This window comes from Mesorhizobium sp. BR1-1-3 (genome assembly GCF_020165455.1).
Taxonomy (GTDB): Bacteria; Pseudomonadota; Alphaproteobacteria; order Rhizobiales; family Rhizobiaceae; genus Mesorhizobium; species Mesorhizobium ciceri.
Genome location: NZ_JAIUIC010000007.1, coordinates 272,976 through 299,913 on the forward strand (window position 1 = coordinate 272,976; position 26,938 = coordinate 299,913).

A 26,938-nucleotide genomic window follows, 5' to 3' on the forward strand; every position below is an offset into this window, starting at 1 on the left:
GTCATGCAGCCTTTGCTTTTCCGGTTCCCTCATGCGCCGCCTTGGTGCGGGCCTGCAGGTCGCGCAATGTCTTCAATTCGAGTTCGCTTGGCGCCGGTGTTTCGTCAAGCGCCTCCGCGAACTTTACCACCCAGCCACAGGTCTCCTGCACCTGCTGGCGCGTGATGCCCGGATGCAACGACACGACGGTGAATTCCTTGGTCACCGGATCCGGCTTCCAGATGGCGAGATCGGTGATCAGCAAGGTCGGACCTGATGTGTCGATGCCAAGCCGCTTGCGATGGTCGCCGCCCTCGCCATGGCCGAAGGAGGTGAAGAAGTCGATCTTCTCGACCATGCCGCGCTTGGTCTGCGCCATTGTGATGTAGATCTGCTTCGACGAGGTCGCGATCTCCGGCGCGCCGCCGCCGCCGGGCAGCCTGGTCTTGGGATGGAAATAGTCGCCAATGACCGTGGTGTTGATGTTGCCGAACTTGTCGAGCTGCGCCGCCCCCAAAAAACCGATCGAGATGCGGCCGCCCTGCAGCCAGTAGCGGAACATCTCCGGCACCGCGACGGTGGTGACGGCGGTCTCGCACAATTCGCCGTCGCCGATCGACAGCGGCAGCACGTCGGGCGCGGTGCCGATCGTGCCGCTCTCGTAGATCAGCGTGATGTCAGGCGCATGTGTCAGCCGCGCCACATTGCAGGCCGCGGACGGTGCGCCGATGCCGACGAAGCAGACATCGTCATTCCTGAGCGCCCTGCTGGCGGCGATCGTCATCATCTCGTTGGGGGTGAAACCCAATGGATTGTCGCTCATGCCGCTTTCCTCAAATGCTCGACCCGGGCCGCGAAATCGCCGGCGCTCTTCTCCAAGACATTGGCCTGCATCCACGCCTGGAATTTTTCACGGTCGGCAGCGATCTCGTCCCATTCCAGATAGGCCGCATTGTCACGTGCATAATAGCCATGCGCATAGGACGGATGCGAGCCGCCGGGCACGACGGATATCGCCGCGATCGTCCAGCGCGGCAGCACGGTCAGATTGGGGTGCAGATCGTCGAAATTGTCGACCACTTCCTCCACCGTCACCACCGCTCGCTTGGCCGCCAGCACCGCTTCCTTCTGGATGCCGATGATGCCTTCGACCAGCACATTGCCTTGTCTGTCGGCCTTCTGCGCATGGATGAAGGTGACGTCAGGCCTGATCGAAGGAACAGCCGCCAGCACCTCGCCGGTGAACGGACAGGTGACAGACTTGATGTTCGGATTGACCGCCGCGAGGCCAGCACCGCGATAGCCGCGAAACACCGCGCAGGGCAGACCGGCCGCGCCCGCCTCATAGGCATTGGCCATGCCGGCATGGCTGTGCTCCTCGATCTCGATCGATCTGGGGAAACCGTTCTCGATGGCGTCGCGGGCGCGCCGCAGCAGGCCGACGCCGGGATTGCCGACATAGGAGAAGACGATTTTCTTCGCCATGCCCATACCGATCATCTGGTCGTAGATCAGGTCCGGCGTCATGCGGACCAGGGTCAGGTCGCGAAAACCCTGACGGATCGCCTCATGCGCCGCCGCCGTCGGGATCAGATGGGTGAAACCCTCGAAGGCGACCGTGTCATCATCGTTCAAATTCTCCGCAACGGCCTGTTTGAGCGGCAGGAACTTGACCATCGCATCGGCTCCGGGTTCAAAAGTTCGTATTGCGAATATATGTTTTGTATGCGATACTCTCTACGCTGGGCGAGGGCGCGGAGTCAATCCTGGCGTCGATGTCGTTCCGCGGAGTTGAGATGGACGAAGAAGCCGCTTCCCGTGATCATGTCGGCTCGCTCGAGCGCGGCCTTGCCGTCATGGAGATCCTGGCTCGGCATCCCTCGGGCATGACGCTGACCGAAATGGCCGAGGAAGCGGGCCTGACCCGCGCCGGCGCCCGCCGCTTTCTGCTGACGCTCACCGCCACCGGCTATGCAACGCAAGCCGGCCGCGTGTTCTCGCTGTCGCCACGCTTGCTGACGATCGCTCGCACCTGGCTCGGCGGCGCCTCGCTCTGGGCCTTCGCCGCACCCATCATGCGCGCTGTCGCCGCACAGCTGAACGAGGCCTGTTCGGCGGCGATCCTGTCGGGTGCCGATGTCGTCTATGTCGCCCGCATTCCCGGCCGCCGCATCCTCAGCGTGTCGCTCGATGTCGGCACCAGGCTGCCGGCCTATTGCACTTCGATGGGACGCATCCTGCTTGCCGGTCTGACGCCTCAGGAATTGGACGCATTCCTCGGCCAGGCGACGATCGAGAGACGCACGCCGAAGACGATCACCGACAGGCGTTTGTTAGCCAACGCCATCGGCAAGGCGAAAGCGGACGGCTTTGCCATCGTCGACGAGGAACTGGAACTCGGCCTGCGCTCGATCGCCGTGCCGATCCGCGACCGCGCAGAACGCACGGTCGCGGCCATCAACGTCTCGACGCAGTCGGCGCGGTTTTCGGTCGCGGAGATGGAACGGGAGATTCTGCCGGTGCTGCTGGAGGCCAGGCAGCGCATCGAGGATTTCTTTGTCGTCTAAGAGGCCGCTGCCAACCTTCAACCTCAGCGGGACAGCGCCCCCCTCTGTCCTGCCGGACATCTCCCCCTCTTGGGGGGAGATCGGACGTCACGCCGGCTTTCGCCAATCTCCAACGACGCAGGAATGGGCGAAGCCACCAATCTGCCAATCTCCCCCCTTGAGGGGGAGATGTCCGGCAGGACAGAGGGGGGCGCCAAGGATCGCCAGCGCCCGGCACCGCTCCGCCGACCCTCAATGCTTGATGCGATCTCGCATCGCGTACCACAGCATGCCGAGCACGTAGAGCGGACCGCGCAGCGCCGTGCCGCCGGGGAATGGCATTGGGGTCAGCGCCGAGAACAGATCGAGCCGCGAGGCGTCGCCGGCGATCGCCTCGGCCAGGAGCTTGCCCGACAGCGTCGACAGGATGACGCCCTTGCCGGAATAGCCATGCGCGAAATAGACCTCGCCATAGTGCCCGACATGCGGCAGCCTGGATGTCGTCACCGACACCAGCCCGCCCCAGGCATGATCGATGCGGCAGCTCTGAAGTTGCGGAAAGGTGGCCTCCATATGCGGCCGCACGAAGCCGGCGATATCGGCCGGCGGTGACGGCGTGTAGCGCTCGCCGCCGCCGAACAGCAGCCGGCCGTCCGCCGACATCCGGTAATAGTTGACGACGAAGCGTGTGTCGGACACCGCGACATTGGCCGGGATGACATTGCGCTTGCCCTCCAGCGGCTCGGTGGCGACGATGTAGTTGCCGACCGGCATAATGCGGCTGTTGACGCGCGGCTCCAGCCCATCGAGCAGAGCGTCACCGGCCAGCACGACATGTTTTGCATGCACCGATCCCTTTGCCGTCGAGATCCGGATCGAAGGCTCACGCTCCAGCTTCACCGCCACCGAATTCTCATGGATGACGACGCCGGCAGCAATCGCCGCGCGGGCAAGGCCGAGCGTGTAGTTCAGCGGATGCATGTGGCCGCCGAGCGGCTCATACATCGCGCCATGATAGGGTGTGTCGACCTTGGCTCGGGCTTCCGCCGCCGACAGGATTTCGGCGTGCGGGAACTTCATCACCGTGGCCAGGCACTCGACCTCTTCCTCGAGATCCTTGAGGTCGGAACCGTTGACCGCGCCGACCAGATGGCCGGTCAGCCTGAGATCGCAATCGATGGCATGGCGCTCGATGATGTCGAGCACCAGCCCGCGCGCCTCGAAGGCAAGATCGAACAGCACCTTTGCCCGCTCAGGCCCGTAGAGCTTGACCAGTCCCTTGGCGCCCTTGCGCAGGCCGGGGATCATCTGGCCGCCATTGCGGCCCGACGCCCCCCAGCCGATCTTGCCGCCTTCGAGCAGGACCACCTTCAACCCGCGCTCGGCGGCGTGAAGGGCGGCCGACAGGCCGGTGCAGCCGCCGCCGACGACCACCAGGTCGGTGTCGACGTCGCCGACCAGCGCCGGATGGTCCGGCGCCGGATTGGCGGTGGCGACATAATAGGATTTTGCGATATCGAGGCCCGAATTGAAGCCCGTTGAACTGGAAGCCATGATCACACCTTCAGCAGCAGGTGGTCGCGTTCCCAGCTCGTCACCACGCCCTGGAACAGGTCGAGCTCGACGCTCTTGACGCGCAGATAGGTCTGGAAGAAATCCTCGCCGAGCAGTTCCCGCACCGGGCCGCAAGCCTCGAAACGATCGAGCGCCTCCTCCATCGTCTTCGGCAGCGTGCTCTTGATCTTGTAGGCATTGCCCGACGCCTCGGGCGAGCGCGCCAGTTTCTGCTCCACGCCGAGATAGCCGGCAAGCAGCGAGCCGGCAATCGCCAGGTAAGGATTGGAATCCGCGCCCGGAAGCCGGTTCTCCACCCGCCGCGCGGCGCGGCCGCCGGCCGGCACGCGCAGGCCGCAGGAGCGGTTGTCATGCGACCATTCGATGTTGGCCGGCGCGCTGTGGTTCGGCCTGATGCGGCGGAACGAGTTCACGTTGGGCGCGAACAGCGGCATGATTTCGGGGACATATTTCTGCAGGCCGCCGATGAAGTGGCCAAACATTGCGGTGTCGGCATCGTCGCTGCCGGCAAACAAAGTCCTGCCGGCCTCGTCGATGACCGACATGTGCAGATGCATCGAGCTGCCGGCCTGTGCGGCGATCGGCTTGGCCATGAAGGTGGCGTGCATGCCGCTTTGCTGCGCGGCCTGGCGCGTCAGCCGCTTGAACAGCAGCACCTTGTCGGCCAGCGGCAGCGCATCGCCATGCAGGAAGTTGATCTCCAACTGCGCGGTTCCCGACTCATGGATCAACGTGTCGAGCGGCAGGCCGGCCGCCGCCGAATAATCGTAAATGCGGCGGATCACCGGCTCGAACTCCTCGAGCCCCGCCATATCGTAGGGATGCTGCACGGTCTCGGCGCGGCCATTGGCGCCGACCGGGGCGGTCAGCGGACGGTCCGGATCCGGATTGGGCGCGGTGAGATAGAATTCCACCTCGGGCGCCACCACCGCCCGCCAGCCGCGCTTGGCGTAGAGATCGAGCACGGCGCGCAGCACATGGCGCGGCGAGGCCATCCAGGGCCGGCCGTCCATATGGAAGGCATCGGCAAAGACATAGGCCTTGCCGGGAGCGGCACCCGGCGCCAGGCAGAGCGTCGATACATCAGGCACCATGCGCATGTCCGGATCCGAATAGGCAAAACCCTCGTCGATCGAGCCGGAATAGCGGCCGTCGATGCTGACCAGGAAAGCGCTGCTCGGCAGATAGAGCGCGCGGTCTTCAAGCGCCTGGAGGAATTTGGCCGTCGGCAAGGCCTTGCCGCGCAGGACGCCGTTCATGTCGGGCACCAGGCACTCGACTTCGTTGATGCCGTGCCGGGCCAGCCAGGCCTTGGCATCGTTGCCGCTGGAGAGCGAGATGTTCGTGTTGTTGTCAGGCATTTTCGTTCAAATCCGTATCAGAGAGAGTATGGCTTGCGCGGCCGCATCCGTTCCGGGTTTCAGCGCCATTTGGGCTGCATTGTCCTTGAGGCGGGCGCGCATGGCATCGTCGGCCAGCAGGCCGAGAATGGCTTTCTCCAACACTCCTTCGGTCCAGCCGTCACGGCCGATATGGTCGCCGGTGCCGGTCTCTTCGGCGCGTTGCGCGTTGTCGTGTCCATCCCAGCAATAGGGCATGATCAGTGACGGCACGCCGAAGCGCAGCGCTTCGCAAAAACTGTTGTTGCCGCCGTGATGGATGAACAGGTCCGACTTCGCCACCACCGAGGGCTGCGGAAACCAGGCGTCGAGATAGACATTGTCGGGCACTGCGCGATAGGCGTCGCGCAGGCCGCCGGCATTGACGATAAAGCGGGCCGGCAGCCTGTCGAACACCACCAGCATGCGCTCGATCAGGCCGACATCCATGGCGCCCAGGCTGCCGAAGCTGACATAGACCAGCGGCCCGCCATTGCGCGGGAACACCGGCACCTCGAACGGCCCTTCCGAACGCACGCAGCCCTCGAGATAGACGAAGCGCGCGGGGTCGAGCGGCTCGGCACGCTCGCGGCGCACGATCGTCGGCGTCAGCAGCAGGTTGAGATCGGGCGACGTCTCGAGGAACTGACCCTTCGGCAGCGGCCCCAGTCCGGCATCCGCCCGGAAGCGGTTGAAGCGGTCATGCGCCGGCGCGCAAGCCGCCAGATACCTGGCCTCGAACGCCGCGCGTTGCGGGTCGTCCACGCCAAGCCCCGACAGATAGGGCGGCACATTGGCGTCCGGCAGCTCGGTCTCGGCGCAGGAGACGACGCGCACCCACGGACAGCCGGCGGCGGCGATCGCCGGGAACATGATGACATTGTCGAGCACCACGGCATCCGGCTTGAGCCGTGCCAGCAATTGGCGCAGCGGCGCCTCGGCATTGACCGCGGTGTCGACGATGGCTTGCCAGGTCGGAGCGACATAGGTCTCAAGCTGGTCGATCGGGCTCAGCCTGAAATGCGGCAGGTGCCGGCGCACGAAAGCCTGCCAGTAGCTCTGGCGTTGGCTCTCGCTCAGCGGCTCGTCGGTTGGCAGCTGGTATTCCTGAAAACCATAATCGGCAAAGACGCCGGAGAAACCGGCATGGCAGATGAAGACGGGCCGGGCGCCTTTCGCACGCAGCGCCTGCGCGATGCCGACGCAATTCAACGCCGCGCCGAAGCTTGCTTCGGGAAACAGCGCGATGGTCGGGCTGGCTTTACGCGTCAATTAATCCTCGTCATTCCGGCCGGCTGATCGTGCCGAACAGCGCGGGAGCCCCGCGGCTGGCCGCTTGCGGTCGCTGGTTGCGGGAGAGCCGCAGATGAATGCGAAGCAGATCGGCAGCCACCTCATACTGCAGGCTTTCAAGATGGTCGAGTATGACAAGGTGTTCGCGCAGCGATTGCCGCAATCGGAAGACGTTGACGCCGGCATAGATGCCCGGCAGCCGGCGCAGCCTGAGGTGATCGGCGAGCGCGTCGGCGATGAAGCGGTTGGCGCTGCCCTCGGCGAGCATGCCGTGAAAATCGATGTCCAATCGCTGGAACTCGCGTGTGTCGAAGGCGGCGTCCGGCAGCGTCACCAGCGCTTCCATAGCCTGGCGCAACGTCGCCGCCCGCGCGCCGTCCAGCCTGAAGCCGGGCGTCAGGATGGCCGCGGGCTCGAGCAGCAAGCGGAACTCGTAGCTGTCGCCTTGCGCTTCCGGATCGTCGGGCGTGCGCCGAAACAGCCAGGACTGGCCAGGCGCACGATCCAGCAGATTCTCTTCGGTCAGTTTGTTCAACGCTTTTAATACCGTCTTGCGCTCGGCACTGTAGCGCCGCATCAATCCCGCGACGGTCACCGTCTGGTCCAGTCGCCGCGCCGAGCGGTCGCGCAGGATCGCCTCGGCCAACTCGTCCTCCTCGGCAGCGGGCAATTCCGTGGCGACCGAAGCCTGCGCGGTGAGGTCGATGGCCAGATGATAACCGGATTCCGCCTCCCAACGCACGACGCCCCGTTCCGCGAGCAGGCCGAGTGCCGCCCGCACCGGCGTGCGCGAGACATTGCACAGCGACGCGATCTGCTGCTCGGGCAAGCGTGCACCGGGCTCGAAGCCGCGCTGGCGCGCGACATCCAGGATGCGCTGCGCCAGATCAAGATGGTTGGTGCGGGGTCGTCTGGCTGCGGCTTGCATGGCTGGTCCAGCGGAAAACGGATGACCGCATTGCTTTGACCGATCGCCCGAACGGACGCAATCGGCCAGTTTCCTCGGTCGTTTGACAAATTATGGATTGACGTACTTTTTTCTGCAATAGTACTGTCAACATAATCGGCGAGAAAAAGACCGAGGGAACAGGATCGAGGCAGCGGCAAGGGTCGCAAGCGTTGGTCCGGCGAATGAAATTCGACGATCAACCGAATGGGAGTCTGTCATGACCGCTACCAGCCTGCGGCGCCGTGCGCTGAAAACATCTTCGATCGCACTTGGCATGGCCTTGGCGCTGTCCGCACCGGCGATGGCTGCCGACCTCGTCATTTCCAACTGGGACGGCTACATGGCACCCGACGCCATGGCCGCCTTCAAGACCGCAACCGGCGTTTCGGGCGAAGTGGTGGTGCATGCCACCAATGAAGAGATCATGGGCAAGCTGATCGCCGCCGGCGGCAAGGGCTATGACGTGGTTTTTGTCTCCTCACCCTTCGCCGAGGTGCTGAACAAGCTCGGCCTCACCGAGCCGATCGACCACGCCAAGATCCCCAACCTCGCCAACCTCTATCCGGAAGCAGCCAAGCTGCCGCACGATGTCGGCAATGCCTTCTCGGTGCCCTACACCTGGGGCACCACCGGCCTCTGCTATCGCTCGGATCTGATGAAGGTCGCGCCGGCCAGCTGGAGCGACCTGCTCGCGCCCTCCGACGAATTGAAGGGCAAGACCACCATGCTGGCGACCGACCGCTGGCTGCTGGCCGCCGGCCAGCTCGACAAGGGCTATTCGGTCAACGAAACCGATCCGGCCAAGATGGCCGAGGTCAAGGATCTGCTGATCTCGGCCAAGAAGACCCTGCTCGCCTATGACGACACCACCTTCTATTCCAAGCTGGTGTCCGGCGAGGCACTGATGGTGCAGGCCTGGGACGGCTGGTGCAATTACGGCATCGCCGAAAAGCCGGAGATCAAATACGTCATTCCCAAGGAAGGTTCGGACCTCTGGGTCGACACGATGGTGGTGATGAAGGCCTCCGCCAACAAGGACGCCGCCTTCCAGTTCATCAACTTCATGCTCGACGCCAAGAACCACGCCTGGGCGGCGCAGAACATCGACTACAAGGTGCCGAACAAGCCGGCCATGGAAAGCCTGCCGGCCGATTTTCTGGCAAAATTCCCCAACATGGCGATGCCGGTGGCCGATCTCGTCAAGTTCGAGCAGTTGCGTGACGTCGGCGACGCCCAGCGCGACTATTCGAAGATCGTCAGCGAGATCAAGGCTGCGCAGTAAGCGGCGGCACATCAGAGACCACGGCCGACGGCGGGTTTCCGCCGTCGGCCGCTGAATGCGGTACCCAATCGTGTCCTCAACCAGACTTCGTTCCTCCTTGCTGATGGCCCCGGCGCTGGCCTGGCTCGCGGCCTTGATGGTGGTGCCGTGCGCGCTGGTACTGGCGCTCGCCTTCTTCCGGCGTGGCATCTATGGCGGCATCGAATACACCTTCACGCTGGAGAATTTCGGCCTGGTCTTCGACCCGCTCTATGCCGGCATCTTTCTCAATTCGGCGCGCATCGCCGGCACCGCGACCCTGATCGCGGTGGTGATCGGCTATGCCGCCGCCTACGCGATATCGGCGGCACCGCGCCGGTGGCAGCCAGTGTTCCTGTTCTTCGCCGTGCTGCCGTTCTGGTCCAACTATCTGATCCGCACCTATGCCTGGATCGTGCTGCTCAACCGCGAAGGCCTGATTACCCAGCTGCTGCGCTGGTTCGGCTACACCGGCGAGCCGCCGTCGATGCTCTACACCGAAGGCGCCGTCATCGCCGGCCTGGTCTATAACTACCTGCCCTTCGTCATCCTCGCCTGCTACGCGCCGCTGTCGCGGCTCAACCCGGAACTCGCCGAGGCCTCGCGTGATCTCGGCGCTTCGGCAGCCACCACGTTCCGTCGTGTCATCCTGCCGCTGACCGTACCGGGCATCGCCGCCGGCGCGGTCTTCGTCTTCGTGCTGTCGATCGGTAATTTCGTCACGCCCGCGCTGCTCGGCGGCGGCCGCTTCCAGATGATCGGCAACCTCGTCTACGACCAGTTCCTGACCGCCAACGACTGGCCTTTCGGGGCGGCACTGGCGATGGCGCTGATTGCCATCATGCTTCTGGTACTGATGGCGCAAGCGCTGGCCGCCAATCGCGCCTCGGGTCACGTCACGCAAGCCGGCGGAGACACCGATGGCTGAGCGCTCCCCTGCCACGCGGCGCACGCTCTGGCTCGTGCTCAGCCTGGTCTTCGCTTTCCTCTACATCCCGATCGCCGTGCTGGTGGCGCTGTCCTTCAACGAAGGCGGGTTGCCGACGGCATGGTCGGGATTCTCCCTGAAATGGTATGTCTCGCTGGCCTCGAACAGCGCCATCCTCTCCGCGGCCCTCAACACGCTGATCGTGGCGCTGGTCTCGACCGCGATCGCCACTCTGCTCGGCACGCTGCTGGCGATCGGCATCGAGATGCGCCGGCAATACGGCAAGGCCCTCGAAGCGCTGATTTTCGCACCGATGATCATTCCCGACATGGTGCTGGCGATCGCGCTGCTCTCGTTCTTCTCCATGCTCAACCTGACGATGGGCCTGCACACCATCATCCTCGCCCATGTCGTCTTCAACCTCGCCTTCGTCTGCTCGGTGGTGCGCGCGCGGCTGAAGAGTTTCGACTGGTCGATCGTCGAGGCCTCCGCCGATCTCGGCGCCTCCGCGCTCACCACCTTCCGGCGGGTGACATTGCCGGTCATCGCGCCGGCGGTGATTGCAGGGGCGCTGCTCGCCTTCACGCTCTCGGTCGACGAGTTCATCATCGCCTTCTTCACCGCTGGCGCCGGCCGCGCCTCGACGACGCTGCCGATGCAGATCTACGCCATGATCCGCTTCGGCATCACGCCGGAGATCAACGCGCTGGCGACCATCGTCATGGCGGTCTCGATCACCGCGCTGACCCTGTCGCAGCGGCTCAACCGTGGGATCATCGGCCAATGAGCGAACCCCGCACTCTGCTGGCCATCGATCATGTGTCGAAGAATTTCGGCAGGGTGACGGCTGTCGACGGCATCTCGCTCGACATCCGCGAGAACGAGTTCTTCGCTTTGCTGGGCCCGTCCGGCTGCGGCAAGACCACGCTCTTGCGCATGCTGGCCGGTTTCGAGACGCCCAACGACGGGCGCATCCTGCTCGACGGACGCGACATCGCCAAAACCCCGCCCAACAAGCGGCCGGTCAATCTGATGTTCCAATCCTATGCGCTGTTTCCGCATATGAGCGTTCGCGCCAATGTCTCCTACGGCCTGGAGATGGAACGTTTGCCAACAGCTGAAATCCGCTCCCGCGTCGATGCCATCCTGGCGACGACCGAGCTCGTCCCCTTCGCCGACCGCAAGCCGGAGCAATTGTCGGGCGGCCAGAAGCAGCGCGTCGCGCTTGCCCGCGCGCTGGTCAAGCGGCCTCGCCTGCTGCTGCTCGACGAGCCGCTCGGCGCGCTCGACAAGAAACTGCGCGGCGCCATGCAGCTGGAATTGAAGCGCCTGCAGCACGAGGTCGGCATCACCTTCGTCATCGTCACCCATGACCAGGAGGAATCGCTCGTCATGGCCGACCGCATGGCGGTGCTGAAAGACGGCAGATTGCTGCAATGCGACACGCCGCACGCGATCTACGAACACCCCGCCGATCGCTTCGTCGCCGACTTCATCGGCGTGATGAATTTCGTGCCGGGCCAAGCCGCCGCCGATGGCGTTGTGGCCACAAATGGCGCACGCATATCAGGCAAGGTTCCGGCGACGCTCTCGCCCGGCACATCCGCTGTCGCTTCGGTGCGCCCTGAGCGCATCCGGCTATTCCCATCGGCGGAAACCGCCAACCGCATCACCGGCACGGTCGAGGCGCTGGCCTATCAGGGGCTTGACCTGCAGCTGCATGTCCGCACGCCCCTGTCGCCAAAGCCGTTCCTGGTGCGCGTCACCGCAGATGCCGCCGACCGCCGGCCGGTCTCGTCGGGCGACCAGGTCGAACTCGGCTGGGATGCCGCCGATGTCAGAATTTTCGCAGAATGACAGGAGAAGCCTGATGGCGCAGAAGACGATCGCGTTTTTTCCAGAAGCCGCCTACGGCCCGGCGCTCAATTCCGTCGGCATCGCCCAGGCAGTCGAAGCGCGCAGCCACAAGGCGGTGTTCCTGTCCGACCCAGGCTTCGTCGATGTCTACAAGGGCTACGGCTTCGAGGCGCATCCGGTGAACCTGTCGGAGCCGATGCCGCCCGAGCAGATGGCGAAATTCTGGGAGGATTTCATCAACGGCCATATCCCGAACTTCCGCAAATCGCCCTACGACCAGGTCGACAACTACGTCAAGGATTGCTGGACGGCGATCGTCGACAGCGCCAAATGGGCGCAGAAAGATCTGCCGCGCGTTCTCTCAGCCATCAAGCCGGATGTGATCTGCGTCGACAACGTCATCCTGTTCCCGGCCATCAAGCAGTACGGCAAGCCGTGGGTGCGCGTCATCTCGTGTTCGGAAAACGAGATCGAGGACGAGGACATCCCGCCCCATCTCTCCGGCTGCGGCGAGAACGACCATGCCGGCCACCAGCGCTACCGCGACCACTTCAATGCGGTGATCAAGCCGATCCATGACGACTTCAACGCCTTCCTCACCGCCAACCACGAGGCGCCCTATCCGGTCGGCCAGTTCTTCGAAGCCTCGCCCTATTTGAACCTGCTGCTCTACCCCGAGGCGGCAAAATTCAAGCGCCGCCATCCGCTCGACCCGGCAAAATTCCAGTATCTCGAAGGCTGCGTGCGGCACGAAAAGCCGTACACGGTGCCGACCTTCTCCAGGAACAATGACGGGCCGCTGCTCTACGTCTCCTTCGGCAGCCTGGGCGCCGGCGATGTCGATCTGCTGAAGCGCATCATCGCGACATTGGGCAAGACGCGCTACAGGGCTCTGGTCAATGTCGGCGGCTACAAGGACCAGTACACGGACGTGCCCGGCAACGTCATTGTCGACAGCTGGTTTCCGCAGCCCTCGGTGATCCCGCAGGTCGATGCCGTCATCCACCATGGCGGCAACAACTCGTTCACCGAGTGCCTCTATTTCGGCAAACCGGCCATCATCATGCCCTATGTCTGGGACGGCCACGACAACGCCACCCGCGTCGAGGAAACCGGCCACGGCTTCGGCATGCCGCGCTACGACTGGACCGATGCCGAGCTGGTTGCCAGGATCGAGACCTGCCTGACCGACCCGGCGATGAAAGCCAAGCTGGCGAAGACATCGGCGCAGATGCACGCGCAGAATGGGCCGGAGAAGGCGGCAGGATTGCTGGAGGGGTTGCTGTGACCTCCTCCGCCCCACACCTCCACCAGGCCTCCACCCGCACCGATCTCGTCGACTGGGGCGTCCAGCCGGATGCGCTCGGCGGCACTTCGCACTCGACCGGCAGGCTCGTGCACAAAGGCCCGAACAACCAGCCGGAATCCGGCATCTGGGTGTGCACGCCAGGCCGCTGGCGGCTCTCGATCCCGCGCGACGAATTGTGCCATTTCGTCGCCGGCCGCGCGACCTACCGGTCGGATGTCGGTGAGGTGATAGAAGTCTCCACCGGCACCGTGGTCATGTTCCCTGCCGGCTGGAGAGGCGAATGCACCGTGCATGAGACGATGCGCAACGTCTACATGCTGGCGTGACCACGGAGCTTAATGACATGTCGACACCGCACTGGCCGAAGGCTCCGGCCGTGGAATTGGAAGACTGGGGCGCGGGCAGCAACACGCTCGCCGGTTCGCCGCGCGCTTCGGGCAAGATCCTGGCGCAGAACCCGGACGGATCGAGCGAATGCGGCCTGTGGGCGTGCACGCCGGGCACGCGCAAGGTCACCTTTGGCGCCGACGAATTCTGCCACTTCCTGTCGGGACGCGGCAGCTATGTCCATGACGACGGCGAGGAGATCGCGGTCGAGGCCGGCACGCTGGTATTCTTCCCCGCCGGCTGGACCGGCATCTCCATCATCAAGCAAACGCTGACCAAGGCCTTCATGTGCCGCTGAGCACCCATTTCCAAGGAATCGATATGACAACCCCCATCATGAAATCCCCGCTTACCATTACCGACCTCGTCGACTGGGGCGTCATCCCGACCATGATCGAGGGCCAATCCCATACCTCGGGCAAGCTGCTGTACAAGGGGCCGGAAGGCCGCTCCGAATGCGGGCTTTGGGTCTGCACTCCGGGCAAATGGCACTGCCATGTCACCCGCGACGAGTTCTGCCATTTCCTCGAAGGGCGCTGCACCTATGTGCATGAATCCGGCGAGGTCATCGAGATCGAGCCGGATACGGCAGCGTTCTTCCCGCAGGACTGGAAGGGCGTCTGCACCGTCCATGAGACAATCAAGAAGGTCTACATGATCCGTTGAGCCTTCTCGATAATTCTGCCCTGCCGGACACCTGACGCGGCTTTCTGCGCTTCCGGTGCTCACGGACTAAATGTCCGCTGCGCTCCGGTTCTCGAAAGCCACGCCATCTGCCTCGGCAGGACGAATTCTCAAAAAGGCTCCATAAATGGAGAAGGACAAAATGGATTTCTCTCCTGACCGGCCAACCTTCTTCGTCAATCCGGACTACCGGTCGATGGCCGGCGCGGCAAAACCGGTGATCGATCCGGCGACGCTGGAAACCGTCGGCGCCATTGCCGCCGCCAGCGACGGCGAGATCGACGCTGTGCTCACGGCGGCAACCAGGGCGCAGGCCGCCTGGAAGAAGCTCGACGCCAAGAGCCGGGCCAAGCAACTGCATGCCGTCGCCAACGCCATCGAGGCGGCGGACTTCACGCGTTGCGCCGAGCTGATGGTGCGCGAGATGGGCAAACCCTACCCCGAAGCGATCGGCGAGATCGCCAATTGCGCGCCGATCTTCCGCTACTATGCCGAGATGGCGCGCGACGATGCCGGCAAGATCGCCGGCACGACGCAGGCCGGTTCGTTCCAGTATGCGCGCTACGAACCTTATGGCGTCTCCGTACACATCATGCCCTACAATTTCCCGATCCTGCTGATGTGCTGGACGGTCGCCGCATCGCTCGCCGCCGGCAATGCCTGCATCATCAAGCCGGCCGAGGCGACGACGCTCTCGACGCTGGACTACATGACCGTGTTCCGCTCGCTGCCAGAGGGGCTGGTCTCCTGCCTGCCCGGCGGAGCGGCCACAGCGCAGGCGCTGATCGCCTCCGACCGCACCCATGCCGTTGCCTTCACCGGCTCGGTCGCCGCAGGCAAGGCGGTGGCGGTGGCCTGCGCCGAACGCATGAAGCCGTGCGTCATCGAGGCCGGCGGCAGCGACCCGCTGATCATAAGCGAGCATGCCCCGCTCGAGATCGCGGCGGCCGGCAGCGTCACCGCCGCCTTCCACCTCACCGGCCAGGTCTGCACTTCGGCCGAGCGCTTCTTCGTCGTCGATTCCGTGCATGACCGCTTCGTCGCGCTGTTCGCCGAAAGGACGCGGGCGCTGCGCATCGGCAACGGCATGGACAAGACCGAGATCGGCCCGCTGGTCAGCGAAAGCGCGCGGACCAAAGTGATGCGCCTTGTCGACGATGCGATCGCTCATGGCGCCGTCGCAGTCACCGGCGGGCGTATCCCGCCTGCGTACAATGTCGGCTGGTTCTACGAACCGACCATCCTGACCGGCGTCACCCCTGATATGGCGATCGTGCGCGAAGAGTGTTTTGGACCCGTCGCCGCCATCTGCCGGGTCAAGGATTTCGACGAGGCGATCCGGCTTGCCAATGACAGCCCGTTCGGGCTCGGCGCTTCGGTGTTCACATCGGATCTGGCCGAAGCCCACGAGGCGGCGGAACGGCTCGAAGCCGGCATGGTCTGGGTCAACAACCCGCTGATCGACAATGATGCCCTGCCGTTCGGCGGCTGGAAGGCCTCGGGCCTCGGCCGCGAACTCGGACGCCAGGGGCTCGATGCCTTCCGCCGCTCCAAAATGGTGATCATCGACCACAAGCCTGCGATCCAGGAATGGTGGTACCCCTACCCCGACAGCTGGTTTCGCGAGACCGGCGGCCGCAAGCATGTCTGAGTGTTTCGAGCCTGGCTATCCCTGGACGCCAGCTCGGTGGCTATCCCTGGATAGCCAGCCCGACCATGAGCGGGAAAAGGCAATGCCGCCGAGTGCAACCCGGCGGCATCTTCTTTGACTGACCACTACCGTTTCGGCAGCGGTTCGTTACGGCGTCGTTTCCGTCTGCATTGCGGCAGCCGTCTGGTCGATCTTGTCGGCAAGGACGCCCTGAGCCCAGGACGTGACCGCGGCGTCGACGGGCTTGTTGGCCATATCCGTCAATGCCGCGTCGAGCGAAGCATCATCGGTGCCGACGTCTGCCGCGGCAGCCGCCTCATTGGCGGCGGTGACCTCAGTCTGCTGAGCAGCGATTTCGGCCTGCAGATCCGTTATCTTTCCAGGCAAGGCTGCCTGATCTTCGGGAGTCATGGCCGCAACCTGCTCGGGCGTCAGCGATGTCAGCGCGCTCAACTGCGAATTCAGCGCATCCAGCTTCTCCTGGGCCGCTTCAGCGGCTGCCTGAGCGACCTTGGCTTTGGCCGACTGCGTCACGAACGCCTGGATGCCGGCGAACTTCTTGCTCTTCGAATTCATATAGGCGTTGATGTTGCGCTGCAGTGAGTTCAGCCGGCCAAGCTTGGCGTGGATGTTCTTCTCCTTGGGAACCGACGAAACCTTTGTGGTTGTGTCGACCGTGGTGTCGTCCGCTTTGGCCTTGGCCCGGCCCGGGGCCGACGAAGATTTGCCGTGCGAAGCGCCGCTCTTGCCATTGCTGCCGTTGTGGCCGTTGCCGCCCCCATTGCCATTGCCGCCAGCATTGCTACCGCCGTTGCCGTGCCCGTTGCCTCCGGCATTGCCACCGCCACCGCCGTGCCCATTGCCGGCGAGCGCCGGAGATGCCAGGAGCGCCAATGCGGCAAGCGCCGACAGCAGAGTTTTCCGGTTTGTCATGGTAATCTCCTCGGGAATCGTCGCCCTGGCCCGACCGCTAAGCGACTGTCCTATGAGGAATTGCTAATAGTGCAGAGTAAACTTTAGACAAATGCTGTCTCAATACGCGATCTGGCACCCGGCCAGAAACTTAACCGACTGATATCAAAAACAAATTCACGCTCTTGGACGGCCATGGCACTGAAGTCCCATGCCGGCAGGACTATAGTCCTGCCGGCAAGCAGCGGCATGGGTGAAAGTCTTTGCGTGGTATATCGGACAAGCTTTGAAAACAGGGGAGTTGATAGCGAAAGCAAAAGGCTCAGCCGATACTTTCACCGCCGTCGATTACCAGCGCCTGGCCGGTCATGTAGGATGAACGGTCGGAGACAAGGAACAGGATCGCTTCGGCGATCTCATCGGCGCTGGCCCAGCGGCCCATCGGGATCTTGGTGCGGACATAGGTTTCGATCGCCCCGCGTCCGCCCATCTGGGCAATGAACGGTTCGTTGAACGGCGTGTCGACCCAGCCCGGACAGAGCGCGTTGATGCGGACATTGTGACGGGCATAGTCGAGCGACATCTGCCGTGTCATCGCCACCACCGCATGTTTGGAGGTTGCGTAGGCGATCATCTCGCGGTCGTAGAACACGCCCGAATTGGAGGCGGTGTTGAGGATGACGCCGCCGCCTCGTGCGATCATCGATGGCATGACGATCCTGGCCGCCAGGAACTGCGCCCGCACATTGACCCGCCACGAGGCATCCATGCCGCCGACCTCCACTTCGGTCAGCGTGCCGCCGACCTGGATGCCGGCGTGATTGTGCAGGATGTCGATGCGCCCATGCCTGTCGAGCGTGCCGGCAATGAGCTGTTCGACCGCCGCATCATCAGCGACATCGGTCTTGATCGCCTCGGCTTGGCCACCGATCGCGCGGATGTCCGAAGCCGTTGCTTCGCCGGCGGCCTGATCCCTGTCGGCGATGACGACCACCGCGCCTTCCCTGCCCATGATCATGGCGCCGGCGCGCCCGATGCCGGAGCCGGCGCCTGTCACCACGGCGATGCGGTCTTTGAGGATCATGATGCGGCTTTCAGTTCGACGGCTTGCGCTGGCGCAACTGCCATTGGGCAAGCACCACAAGCAGCACGGAAGCGACGAGCACGATCGTCGCGATGGCGTTGATCTCCGGCGTCACGCCGCGCCGGATCGACGCGAAGACATAGATCGGCAGCGTCGTCTGCGCGCCGGCGACGAAGAAGGCGATGATGAAATCGTCGAAGGAGAAGGTGAAGGCGAGCAGGAAGCCGGCAACGACCGCCGGCATGATCTGCGGCAGCACGATCGAGCGGAACGTCGTCAACGGCGTCGCGTAGAGATCGCTCGACGCCTCGACCAGATTGCGGTCGAGGCTGCCGAGCCGCGTGCCGACGATCATCGTCACCAGCGCCATCGAGAACAGCCCGTGTGCCGCGATGATCGAACCGTAGCCGAGCGCCAGCCGCGGCGGCTGATCGTCCGGCCAGATCGAGGCGAGGAACGGATTGACGACGGTGAACAATTGGACGAGCGCGACCAGAGTCGAAATGCCGATCACGACGCCCGGAACGACGATCGCGGCGCCCAGAAGTGCGTCGAAGACCGCGCGGGTCCGCACGCCGACGCGCGCCAGGCCGAGTGCCGCCGCGGTGCCGCACAGCGCCGCCAGCAAAGCGCTGGTGGTGGCGATGAACAGGCTGTTGTTCAGCGCTTCGACCAGGAACGGGTTCGCCAGTGCCTTGCCGTACCATTGCACCGAAAAGCCGGTGAACTCGCTGGCATGGTGGCCGGCGTTGAAAGAAAACAGCACCACCAGCGCGATCGGCAGATAGAGGAAAGCGAACACCGCAATGACGAAAGCCCGCATCAGATCAGATCCACCCGGCGCGCGCCCGAAACCCGGGTCGAAATGCGGTTGGCGGCAATCAGCACCACCACCGAGACCAGCACCAGCGTGATGGCGATGGCCGATCCGAACGGCCAGTTGCGCGATTGCAGGAACAGATCGACCAGCGCATTACCGATGAAGAACACCTTGCCGCCGCCAAGCAGCGTCGGGATCAGATATTCGCCGAGCAGCAGGATCATGACCAGCGAGAAGCCGGTCATGACGCCCGGCAACGACAGTTTCAGGGTCACGCCCAGGAAAGTCGATAATGGCGTGGCGCCGAGATCGGCGGAGGCCTCCAGCAGCCTGCGGTCAAGCCGTTCGAGGCTGACATAGACCGGCAGGATCATCAGCGGCAGGTAGCCATAGACGATGCCGAGCAGCACCGCGCCCGGCGTGTTGATCAGCCTGACATCCTCGATGCCGACAAAGGCGAGCAGCGCCGGAATGCCGCGCCCGCCCAGAATGTACATCCAGGCATAGGTCCGCATCAGCAGGCTGGTCCAGAACGGAATGACGACCAGCGCCAGCAGGATCAGCCGCCGGCGCTGCGGCGCGCGCAAGGCGAGATAGTAGGCAACGGGATAAGCGACGAGCAGGCAGGCGAGCGCTCCCACCGGCGCCAGCACCATGGTGTTCCAGAAGGCGGTCGCCCGCGCCGGAAGATTGGCATATTGCGCCAGCGTAAAGGCGGCCTGATAGCCGCCTTCCGGTGCGCGTTCGCCGACGCTGAACACGGCGATGGCGATGAACGGCAGCACCAGGAACACCACCAGCCACGCGGTCGCCGGACCGAGCAGCATGGCGGTCAGAAAATTCCTACGAAGACGGCTGCCGTGCATGGAAAGATTGCCCCGGTGCCGGCGGGCATAAACCCGCCGGTCAAATTATCTGAGTCGAATTTGAGGCCGCCTGGCTCAGGCCGACTTGAAGCGCGCCATCAGTTCGGCACGGCCGGGGTCGGTCAACGTTGCCGCCGCGCCGAATTCCAGCGGCGTCAACAGGTCGGCTGCCGGATAGAGGATCGGGTTGTCGAGCACCTCCTTGGGCAGCAGCTTGTTGACGCGCGCATCGGTCGACGGCGCACCATTGGCCAAATGCTCCTTCACCGCCACCTGCGGATTCATCAGGTAGTTGAGCAGCGCGTAACCGGCGGGCTTGTTCGGCGCGTCTTTCGGAATGGCATAGAAATCGGTCCAGATCTCGCCGCCTTCCTTGCCCAGCACATAGGCGATCTCGGGAATGTCGCGATGCAGCTGCGCGCCGTCATTCGTCCAGCACATGGTCATCCACGCGTCGCCGGCGCGCATCCCCGGCTGGTAGTCGGAGGAGACCGCGAACAGATGCGGCTTGACCTTCAGCAGCAGCTCCTCCGCCTTGGCCAGTTCGTCCTGCTTGAGCGAATTGAACGAGTAGCCGTAATATTTCAGCGCATTGCCGATCGTGGTCAGCTGGTAGTCATGCACCATGGTGCGGCTGTCGCCTTCCGCCATGGCGGTGTCCCAGAACTCCTTCCAGCTCGTCATCGGCTTGGTCAGCTTCTTGGTGTTGACGGCAAAGCCGGTGGTGCCCCAGTTCTTCGGCACGGCGTAGATCGTCCCATCGATCGTGCCCTCCGAGGTGAAGCGCGGATCCTCTTGCGAGCCGTCGAAATTCGGCAGCTTCGCCATCTCCAGCGGCTCGATGATGCCGAGCTTCTTGTAGGTCGAGATCGTGTAATTGGTCGGCACGAACAGGCTCCAGCCCGAGGCCCCGGCCTGCAGCTTGGCCAGCATCTCCTCATTGGAGCCGAACACGTTGACCTCGACGGCGACGCCGGTGTCCTTCTTGAAGTTCTCGAAGGTCGCCGGGTCATGATAGTTCGGCCAGGTGGCGATCGACATGCGATCGCCAAGGCTTTCCGCGGCAAAGGCCGGTGTCGGCATGATGCCGATCTCGCGCGCCATCACCGCAGTGGCAATGCCAAGGCCGGTGAGACCGAGAAAGTCGCGGCGGCCGATCGAGCCGCGCTTCAAACGCATCAGCTGGTCGACGAAATTCTCGGGGCTTATCGGCAGTCCGTCACGATATGATTTCGACATGTTTATCTACCCTCTGGTTGGCCCCGTTGTTCTTGGTCTCCGCAAACGCCAGCGGCGTTCCGGAGGCAAAGCCGATGGCGACGGGTTCACCCGGCTTGAAGAGATTGCCGTGACCGATCAGGTGATCGGCTTTGGCCAGCAGCGTTCCGATGCCCTTGACCTCGATCGCGTATTCCGCCGTCGCGCCCAGGAATATCCGGTTGCGGACGATGCCCTTGAATGGGCCGCTTGCCTGGGCGCCGAGACTGAGCGATTCAGGACGCAGGCTGACCGAAACGACCTCGCCCTGCTGCAGGGCGGTCCGTTTGCGCGCCGCAATGACGGTGCCGTCGGCAAGCGCCACCTCCACCAGATCGCCCGAATGCCCGGCGACAGTACCGCTCAAGAGATTGGTCTTGCCGACGAAATCGGCAACAAACAGGTCGGCCGGTTCGTCATAGATCTCGCTCGGCTGCCCGAGCTGTACGATGCGACCGCCATTCATGACGCAGACGAAATCGCTCATCGACAGCGCTTCCTCCTGGTCGTGCGTGACCAGCACGAAGGTGATGCCGATCTCGCGCTGCAGGTTCTGCAGCTCGATCTGCATGTCGGTGCGCAGCTTCTTGTCGAGCGCCGCCAGCGGCTCATCGAGCAAGAGCACCGCCGGCTTGTTGACCAGGGCGCGGGCAAGCGCCACACGCTGCTGCTGGCCGCCCGACAGTTCGTGGATCTTGCGGCGGCCATAGCCGGCGAGCCGCACCATTTCGAGCGCCTCGCCCGCCCTCGAGGCGATCTCGCGCGAAGACAGCCTTGGCCGCGCCTGGCGCAGCCCATAGGCGACATTGTCCTCGACATCGAGATGCGGAAACAGCGCGTATTGCTGGAACACCATGTTGACCGGCCGCCGGTAGGGCGGCGTGCCGGCCATGTCCTGGCCGCGAATGAACACCTGGCCTTCGCTCGGCTGTTCGAAGCCGCCGATCATGCGCAGGCAGGTGGTCTTGCCGCAGCCGGAGGGACCGAGCAGCGCGACAAAGGCGGAGGGCGGGACAGCGAGATCGATGCCGCTGACCGCGGTCACCGCGCCATAGCGCTTGGTGACGCCGCGAAACTCGATGTCGGGCACTGCGGTCAAGGCTGATGGCTCCAGCAACAGGGCAATATCGGAACGCTACCAGAGCCAATGGCCGCTAGTATATACCTCTCAGGTGGTATATCTGGTCTATTTTCTCGTTTAAGGGGGTATGCATTGTCCCGCAGCGACGAATACAGCCGGCTCGCCACGCTCGTCGCGACGACGCGGGAGACCAGCGGCGATCTCTTTGGCCAGGCGCTGGTCGAGTGGCTGCGGCAGCACGTTAGATTCGACCACTGCGTGATCTTCGGCTATCGCGGCGCCTCGCGCCCGCCGCTGCTGTTCGAGACCTTCTCGCCCACCGAGAGCCATGTGTTCGTCGCGCTCTATCAGGAAGGGCCGTATCTGCTCGATCCGTTCCATCACGCTGCGGTCGAGCGCAAGGAAGGGTTCTGGCGCATGCGCGAGCTGGCGCCGGACCGTTTCTATGCCAGCGAGTATTTCCGCTCCTATTACAGCCAGACCAGGCTGGCCGAGGAGGTCGGCTTCTTCGTGCCGCTGCCGGGCAAGGATGCGCTGGTGCTGTCGCTGATGCGGCTGCGCGCTTCAGGCCCTTTCGGCACAGCCGATGCCAGATTGCTGCGCGACATGGCTCCCGCGGTGATCAGCTTCATCAGGTTGCGCTGGCCTGCTCTTCCGGCCGACGAAACGGCGGAAGCGAAGCAGGACGAGACGGCCGCTATGGTCAACGAGTTCGACCGCGCCCATATCTGGCAGAGCCTGTCGCTGACGCCGCGCGAAAAGCATGTCGTCGACCTGGTGTTGCAGGGGCATTCGACGGAGTCGATCGCCCGCGCCATGCGCATCGTGCCGGGAACCGTGAAGGTCCATCGCCGCAACATCTACCGCAAGCTCAAGATCAAGTCGCAGGCCGGCCTGTTCGCGCGCTTCGTCGAGATCATCGATGCACGGATCCGGTAGGCTCTCTAACCGCCGGCTTCCCACGACCCGGTCTCGGCCATCCGCTTCAGCAACGGCGCCGACTTGAACACATCCTTGCCCGTCCGTTGATGCCAGTATTCGAGCCGCTCGATGATCCTGGCCGGACCTTCAAGGCCAACCCAGAACATCGGTCCGCCCTTGCCGATGGGAAAGCCGTAGCCATTGACCCAGACGACATCAATGTCGGACGCACGGGCCGCTATGCCTTCCTCCAGGATCTTGGCGCCCTCGTTGATCAGGGGGTAAAGCGTGCGCTCTACGATTTCCTCCGCACTGATCGCACGCGGTGCGATACCCTTCTCGGCGGCCTTGTCGCGGATCAGCGCTTCAACCTCGGGATCCGGCACTGGCGTGCGCGCGCCAGCCTCGTAGAGATAAAAACCCCGGCCGGTCTTCTGGCCGAAGCGTCCTTGTTCGCACAGCGTGTCGGCGATCACGGCTTTCTGGCCGCGTGCCTTGCGGTTGCGCCAGCCAATGTCGAGGCCGGCGAGATCGCCCATCTGGAATGGCCCCATCGGCCAGCCGAAATCGGTGAACACCTGGTCGATCTGGCTGGGCGTTGCGCCTTCCAGAAGAAGCGCTTCCGATTCCGAGCCCCGCGCGGCAAGCATGCGGTTGCCGACGAAGCCGTGGCAGACGCCGACCACGACGGCCACCTTGCCGATCCGCCTCGCCAGGTCGACTGATGTCGCCAGCGCATCGGGCGCGGTCTTCTCGGCGCGCACGATCTCCAAGAGCTTCATGACATTGGCCGGCGAAAAGAAATGCAGGCCGAGCACATCCTGCGGCCGCGAGGTCGAGGCAGCGATTTCGTTGATGTCGAGATAGGAGGTGTTGGTGGCCAGGATCGCGCCCGGCTTGGCCACGGCTTCGAGCTTGCCGAAAACCTCCTTCTTGACCGCCATATCCTCGAACACCGCCTCGACGATCAGGTCGCAGTCGGCGAGATCGGCATAGTCGGTGGAGCCCTTGAACTGGGCGAGCCGTTGCCGCTTGGCGTCTTCGCTGAGCGAACCGCGCGTGACGGACACCGAGTAGTTCCTGTCGATGGTCGCCAAGCCGCGTTGCAGGGCCTCGTGGCTGGTTTCCAGCAAAATCACGGAATAGCCGCCATTGGCGAAGGCCATGGCAATGCCGCCCCCCATCGTACCGGCGCCGATGACGCCGACGCGGGCGATCCTGCGCTTGACGATGTCCTTGCTCGGAAGCTTTGCCGCCTCACGTTCGGCGAAGAACAGATGCCGCTGCGCCCGCGACTGGTCGCTGGCGACCAGTTTGACGAACAGCGCACGCTCTGCCGCCAGCGCCGCATCGAACGGCAGCGTGACGGCATTGCGCACCGACTGCGCGCAAGCGATCGGTGCCTCGAGCCCGCGCGCTTTCCTGGCAAGATCCGCAGCCTCGGCGTCGAACGCCGCGAGGTCGGCCTGCTTGAGTCCTTCATTGCGATCACGCACCGGCGTGAAGGGACCACCCTTGCGGGCGATTTCCCCAGCGAAGTTCACGGCATGCGTGGTCAGAACGCCTTCGAAGACGGCATCGACGAGACCGGCGGCGTGCGCCTCGGTCGCGCCGATCGGCGCACCTGAGACGATCATCTTCAACGCCTTCACCGCGCCGACAAGGCGCGGCAGCCGTACCGTGCCACCGCCACCCGGCAGCAGGCCGAGTTTGACTTCCGGCAGGCCGAGCTTGGCGCCGGCATCGGCAACACGGAAATGGCAGCCCAGCGCCAGCTCCAGCCCGCCGCCGAGCGCGGTGCCGTGGATGGCTGCGACCGTCGGCTTGGCGATGGTTTCCAGCGTCGCCACGATGGCGCGCAGTTCGGGCTGCTGCATCGGCTTGCCGAACTCGGTGATGTCGGCGCCGGCGACAAAGGTTCGGCCGGCGCATGCAATGACGATGGCGGCAACCGACGCATCGTCGCGCAATTCGACCAGCGCCTGCATCAGCGGTTCGCGGACATGGAAGCTCAGCGCGTTGACCGGCGGATTGTCGATGGTGACGACGGCGACGTCGCCGTCGCGGCTGACCTTCACAAAATCGGACACGCAAACCTCCCAGCATTATTCAGCGGCCGTGGCCACGCGAACGGGATTTACAGCGCCATAACGTCGAAGGGAACCGGATGTCGGCCTGGCACAATGATTACAGGCCTTGAAGGTGTCTGGGACGACGAAGGCGGAGGCTACCGCAGCGCCTTCTGCCCGCCCGCCGCCGTGATCACCCCGACAATGATCAGCCCCGTCAGCAGCAACCGCACCCCGGCGCTCACCCCAAACGTGTTGAGCATGGTCAAAAGCAGCACCAGGAACAAAGCCGCGCCCCAGACGCCGGGGACATTGGCCTTGCCGCCGGCGACCGACGTGCCGCCGATGACGACGACGGCGATCGAGGCCAGCAGGTATTCGTTGCCGATGTCGACATTGGCGCCGCGGAAATAGCCGGCGAGCAGCGCGCCGTCGATGCCGCCGAGCGCGCCCGACAGCGTGTAGGTGAGGAAGCGGATGCGGCCGACATTGACACCGGCCAGCCACGCCGCGCGAATGTTCTGGCCGATCGCCAGCACCGAGCGGCCATAGATCATACGCTGCAGCGCGATGGCCGCGCCGACGGTGAACAATACCGTGAGGATCGCCAGCACCGGAATGCCCAGCACCTGCCAGTTGGCGACATCGGCGAAGCCCGGCGGCGGCTTGATCTGCAGCCCGCGGCCATAGCTGATGTCGATCGACTGGATGATGAAGCTGGCCGATAGCGTGGCGATGATCGGCGGGATGCGCAGCGCCCAGATCAGCAGGTAGTTGGCGGCGCCGATCGCCGCCCCGCAGGCAAGTGCCGCCAAAAGCCCGACCGCGATCATGGAATCGTTGCCGTCCATCACCTTCATCGCGACGGCGCTGGCAAGGCCGATATTGGCCGGCAGCGACAGGTCGACATTGCCTGGTCCCAGCGTGATGACGAACATCTGGCCGACGCCGACAATGACGGTGAACACGGCGAGCGACAGCGCCGCCGTGACCATGCCGCCGCCGCCGTAGCCGCCGGTGAAGGCGATCGTTGCCAGCCACACCAGAAGCGCGCCGACGAACGACCAGATCCAGGGTTTGCCGGCCAGCGATTTCACGAAAATCATCGCTCACCTCTCCCGGCGGCTGATCAGCACCCGCGCCGCCAGCACTATGATGAGGATGGCGCCGTTGGCGGCAACCTGCCAGTCGGGCGGAATGTGCATGAAGGTGAGCAGCGGCGAGGCGGCGAGCGCCAGCGTCAGCGCGCCGATCACCGCACCGATCGGCGACACCCGGCCGCCGACGAATTCGCCGCCGCCGAGGATTACGCCGGCGATCGCCAGCAGCGTGTAGCCATTGCCGATATTGGCATCAGCCGAGGTGGTGATGCCGATCAGCGCCATGCCGGACAGCACGCCGAACAGGCCGGCGAGCGCAAACAGCACAATCTTGGTTCGGAGCAGCGACCAGCCGGCGCGACCGAGCGCCGCCGGATTGCCGCCCGAGCCGCGCAAGATCACGCCGTAGGAGGTGCGCATCAGGCCGAAATGGACGATGAGGCCGATCAGCAGCGCCGCAATGATCGGGAACGGCACAAAAGGCGGCTTGAACGCCATCAGCCCGAGCAGCCAGTCCGGCGCCTTGCCGCCCGGCTTGGGCAGCACGAGAATGGCCAGCCCCTGCCAGACGAAGCTCATGCCGAGCGTCACCACGATCGACGGCAAATTGCGCAGATGGATCAGCGCCCCGAGCAGCGCATAGATGCCGATCGAGCCGAGCAGTATGGCGGCGCCGATCAGCGGAGCGTCCTTCAGCCAGGTCGCGGTGACACAGCCGACGAAACCGACGAAGGTGCCGATCGACAGGTCGAGTTCGTTGCCCGCGATGACGAACATCTGCGCGATCGTCGCCAGCGCGATCGGGATCGCCAGGTTGAGCATCAGGCTGAAGCCGAAATAGCTGATGGCGCGCGGGTTGAGCCAGGCGATGGCGAGCAGCACCAGCGCCAGCGACAGCGCCGGCAGCAGTCCTCGCAGCAGGCGGGCGCGGGCCAGCGCGCCACGCTCGGCGGAAGTCCTGGCAGCGGTGTCGAGGCTGGCGGCCGTCATC

General features: G+C 64.2%; 26 protein-coding genes. 11 read left to right on the forward strand and 15 right to left on the reverse strand.

The features are described 5' to 3' along the window. Nucleotide 1: 1 nt before the first annotated feature. Both LB559_RS18335 and LB559_RS18340 read right to left on the reverse strand, forming a co-directional pair. Nucleotides 2-802, reverse strand: coding sequence for a CoA-transferase subunit beta (locus LB559_RS18335; protein WP_224674665.1), 801 nt, complete (start codon nucleotides 800-802; stop codon nucleotides 2-4). Beyond that, nucleotides 799-1,656 carry a CoA transferase subunit A gene (locus LB559_RS18340; RefSeq protein ID WP_013528952.1) on the reverse strand — a complete coding sequence of 286 codons (858 nt, stop codon included), beginning with the start codon at nucleotides 1,654-1,656 and terminating at the stop codon, nucleotides 799-801. The genes LB559_RS18335 and LB559_RS18340 overlap by 4 nt, the downstream gene beginning before the upstream one ends. 119 nt (nucleotides 1,657-1,775) lie before the next feature. Here LB559_RS18340 and LB559_RS18345 point away from each other — a divergent pair, with 119 nt between their 5' ends. Continuing rightward, complete coding sequence (locus tag LB559_RS18345; protein WP_127366787.1) at nucleotides 1,776-2,546, forward strand: IclR family transcriptional regulator C-terminal domain-containing protein; 771 nt, start codon at nucleotides 1,776-1,778, stop codon at nucleotides 2,544-2,546. 231 nt (nucleotides 2,547-2,777) lie between these two features. Here LB559_RS18345 and LB559_RS18350 read toward each other — a convergent pair whose 3' ends face one another. From LB559_RS18350 to LB559_RS18365, 4 genes are read right to left on the reverse strand one after another with little or no spacing between them, the layout of a single operon-like run. Then, complete coding sequence (locus tag LB559_RS18350) at nucleotides 2,778-4,079, reverse strand: NAD(P)/FAD-dependent oxidoreductase (protein ID WP_224674666.1); 1,302 nt, start codon at nucleotides 4,077-4,079, stop codon at nucleotides 2,778-2,780. Nucleotides 4,080-4,081: 2 nt separating this feature from the next. Then, nucleotides 4,082-5,461 carry a glutamine synthetase family protein gene (locus LB559_RS18355; RefSeq protein ID WP_224674667.1) on the reverse strand — a complete coding sequence of 460 codons (1,380 nt, stop codon included), beginning with the start codon at nucleotides 5,459-5,461 and terminating at the stop codon, nucleotides 4,082-4,084. Between the two features lie 6 nt (nucleotides 5,462-5,467). Continuing rightward, nucleotides 5,468-6,751, reverse strand: coding sequence for a nucleotide disphospho-sugar-binding domain-containing protein (locus LB559_RS18360; protein WP_013528948.1), 1,284 nt, complete (start codon nucleotides 6,749-6,751; stop codon nucleotides 5,468-5,470). 10 nt (nucleotides 6,752-6,761) lie between these two features. Continuing rightward, nucleotides 6,762-7,700 (reverse strand): GntR family transcriptional regulator, encoded by a 939-nt coding sequence (locus LB559_RS18365; RefSeq protein WP_063169494.1) that lies wholly within the window; start codon nucleotides 7,698-7,700, stop codon nucleotides 6,762-6,764. 238 nt (nucleotides 7,701-7,938) lie between these two features. Here LB559_RS18365 and LB559_RS18370 point away from each other — a divergent pair, with 238 nt between their 5' ends. The 9 genes from LB559_RS18370 (at nucleotide 7,939) to LB559_RS18410 (ending at nucleotide 15,837) form a co-directional block, all read left to right on the forward strand. Beyond that, complete coding sequence (locus LB559_RS18370) at nucleotides 7,939-9,003, forward strand: spermidine/putrescine ABC transporter substrate-binding protein (RefSeq protein ID WP_224674668.1); 1,065 nt, start codon at nucleotides 7,939-7,941, stop codon at nucleotides 9,001-9,003. Nucleotides 9,004-9,106: 103 nt separating this feature from the next. Further along, nucleotides 9,107-9,949 (forward strand): ABC transporter permease, encoded by an 843-nt coding sequence (locus LB559_RS18375; protein ID WP_027163033.1) that lies wholly within the window; start codon nucleotides 9,107-9,109, stop codon nucleotides 9,947-9,949. Beyond that, nucleotides 9,942-10,736, forward strand: coding sequence for an ABC transporter permease (locus LB559_RS18380; protein ID WP_224674669.1), 795 nt, complete (start codon nucleotides 9,942-9,944; stop codon nucleotides 10,734-10,736). Before LB559_RS18375 ends, LB559_RS18380 begins: the two co-directional genes overlap by 8 nt. Next, a complete protein-coding gene (locus LB559_RS18385) occupies nucleotides 10,733-11,806 on the forward strand; it encodes an ABC transporter ATP-binding protein (protein WP_027163035.1) in 1,074 nt (357 codons plus the stop codon). The genes LB559_RS18380 and LB559_RS18385 overlap by 4 nt, the downstream gene beginning before the upstream one ends. A 13-nt stretch (nucleotides 11,807-11,819) precedes the next feature. Further along, the gene (locus tag LB559_RS18390) at nucleotides 11,820-13,094 is read left to right on the forward strand and encodes a nucleotide disphospho-sugar-binding domain-containing protein (RefSeq protein WP_224674670.1); all 1,275 of its coding nucleotides are present in this window, start codon (nucleotides 11,820-11,822) and stop codon (nucleotides 13,092-13,094) included. Continuing rightward, nucleotides 13,091-13,441, forward strand: a complete 351-nt coding sequence (locus LB559_RS18395; protein ID WP_024504745.1) for a cupin domain-containing protein — start codon at nucleotides 13,091-13,093, stop codon at nucleotides 13,439-13,441. Before LB559_RS18390 ends, LB559_RS18395 begins: the two co-directional genes overlap by 4 nt. A gap of 17 nt (nucleotides 13,442-13,458) precedes the next feature. After that, nucleotides 13,459-13,800: a cupin domain-containing protein gene (locus LB559_RS18400; RefSeq protein ID WP_224674671.1), complete on the forward strand. Its 342-nt coding sequence runs from the start codon at nucleotides 13,459-13,461 to the stop codon at nucleotides 13,798-13,800. Nucleotides 13,801-13,823: 23 nt separating this feature from the next. Then, nucleotides 13,824-14,168 carry a cupin domain-containing protein gene (locus LB559_RS18405; protein WP_013528939.1) on the forward strand — a complete coding sequence of 115 codons (345 nt, stop codon included), beginning with the start codon at nucleotides 13,824-13,826 and terminating at the stop codon, nucleotides 14,166-14,168. 160 nt (nucleotides 14,169-14,328) lie between these two features. Further along, on the forward strand, nucleotides 14,329-15,837 hold the full coding sequence (locus tag LB559_RS18410) for an aldehyde dehydrogenase family protein (RefSeq protein ID WP_224674672.1): 1,509 nt from the start codon (nucleotides 14,329-14,331) through the stop codon (nucleotides 15,835-15,837). A 147-nt stretch (nucleotides 15,838-15,984) separates the two neighbouring features. On the opposite strand, the gene LB559_RS18415 is transcribed toward LB559_RS18410, so the two are convergent. The 6 genes from LB559_RS18415 to LB559_RS18440 form a co-directional block, all read right to left on the reverse strand. After that, nucleotides 15,985-16,770 carry a hypothetical protein gene (locus LB559_RS18415; RefSeq protein ID WP_224674673.1) on the reverse strand — a complete coding sequence of 262 codons (786 nt, stop codon included), beginning with the start codon at nucleotides 16,768-16,770 and terminating at the stop codon, nucleotides 15,985-15,987. 301 nt (nucleotides 16,771-17,071) lie between these two features. Continuing rightward, a complete protein-coding gene (locus LB559_RS18420; RefSeq protein WP_224674674.1) occupies nucleotides 17,072-17,833 on the reverse strand; it encodes an SDR family NAD(P)-dependent oxidoreductase in 762 nt (253 codons plus the stop codon). A gap of 10 nt (nucleotides 17,834-17,843) precedes the next feature. Further along, the gene (locus LB559_RS18425) at nucleotides 17,844-18,656 is read right to left on the reverse strand and encodes an ABC transporter permease (RefSeq protein WP_224618907.1); all 813 of its coding nucleotides are present in this window, start codon (nucleotides 18,654-18,656) and stop codon (nucleotides 17,844-17,846) included. Next, nucleotides 18,656-19,519, reverse strand: a complete 864-nt coding sequence (locus tag LB559_RS18430; protein ID WP_224674675.1) for an ABC transporter permease — start codon at nucleotides 19,517-19,519, stop codon at nucleotides 18,656-18,658. Before LB559_RS18430 ends, LB559_RS18425 begins: the two co-directional genes overlap by 1 nt. Before the next feature lie 75 nt (nucleotides 19,520-19,594). Then, entirely contained in the window at nucleotides 19,595-20,758 is a 1,164-nt protein-coding gene (locus LB559_RS18435) for a PotD/PotF family extracellular solute-binding protein (RefSeq protein WP_024504752.1), read from the reverse strand. Further along, complete coding sequence (locus tag LB559_RS18440) at nucleotides 20,739-21,875, reverse strand: ABC transporter ATP-binding protein (RefSeq protein WP_224674676.1); 1,137 nt, start codon at nucleotides 21,873-21,875, stop codon at nucleotides 20,739-20,741. The genes LB559_RS18435 and LB559_RS18440 overlap by 20 nt, the downstream gene beginning before the upstream one ends. A gap of 114 nt (nucleotides 21,876-21,989) precedes the next feature. Here LB559_RS18440 and LB559_RS18445 point away from each other — a divergent pair, with 114 nt between their 5' ends. Next, nucleotides 21,990-22,796 carry a response regulator transcription factor gene (locus LB559_RS18445; protein ID WP_024504754.1) on the forward strand — a complete coding sequence of 269 codons (807 nt, stop codon included), beginning with the start codon at nucleotides 21,990-21,992 and terminating at the stop codon, nucleotides 22,794-22,796. Between the two features lie 5 nt (nucleotides 22,797-22,801). Here LB559_RS18445 and LB559_RS18450 read toward each other — a convergent pair whose 3' ends face one another. The 3 genes from LB559_RS18450 to LB559_RS18460 form a co-directional block, all read right to left on the reverse strand. Beyond that, entirely contained in the window at nucleotides 22,802-24,868 is a 2,067-nt protein-coding gene (locus tag LB559_RS18450; RefSeq protein WP_224674677.1) for a 3-hydroxyacyl-CoA dehydrogenase NAD-binding domain-containing protein, read from the reverse strand. Nucleotides 24,869-25,005: 137 nt separating this feature from the next. Continuing rightward, complete coding sequence (locus LB559_RS18455) at nucleotides 25,006-25,953, reverse strand: ABC transporter permease (protein ID WP_224674678.1); 948 nt, start codon at nucleotides 25,951-25,953, stop codon at nucleotides 25,006-25,008. 3 nt (nucleotides 25,954-25,956) lie between these two features. Beyond that, the gene (locus tag LB559_RS18460; RefSeq protein ID WP_224674679.1) at nucleotides 25,957-26,937 is read right to left on the reverse strand and encodes an ABC transporter permease; all 981 of its coding nucleotides are present in this window, start codon (nucleotides 26,935-26,937) and stop codon (nucleotides 25,957-25,959) included. Between the last annotated feature and the right edge of the window lies 1 nt (nucleotide 26,938).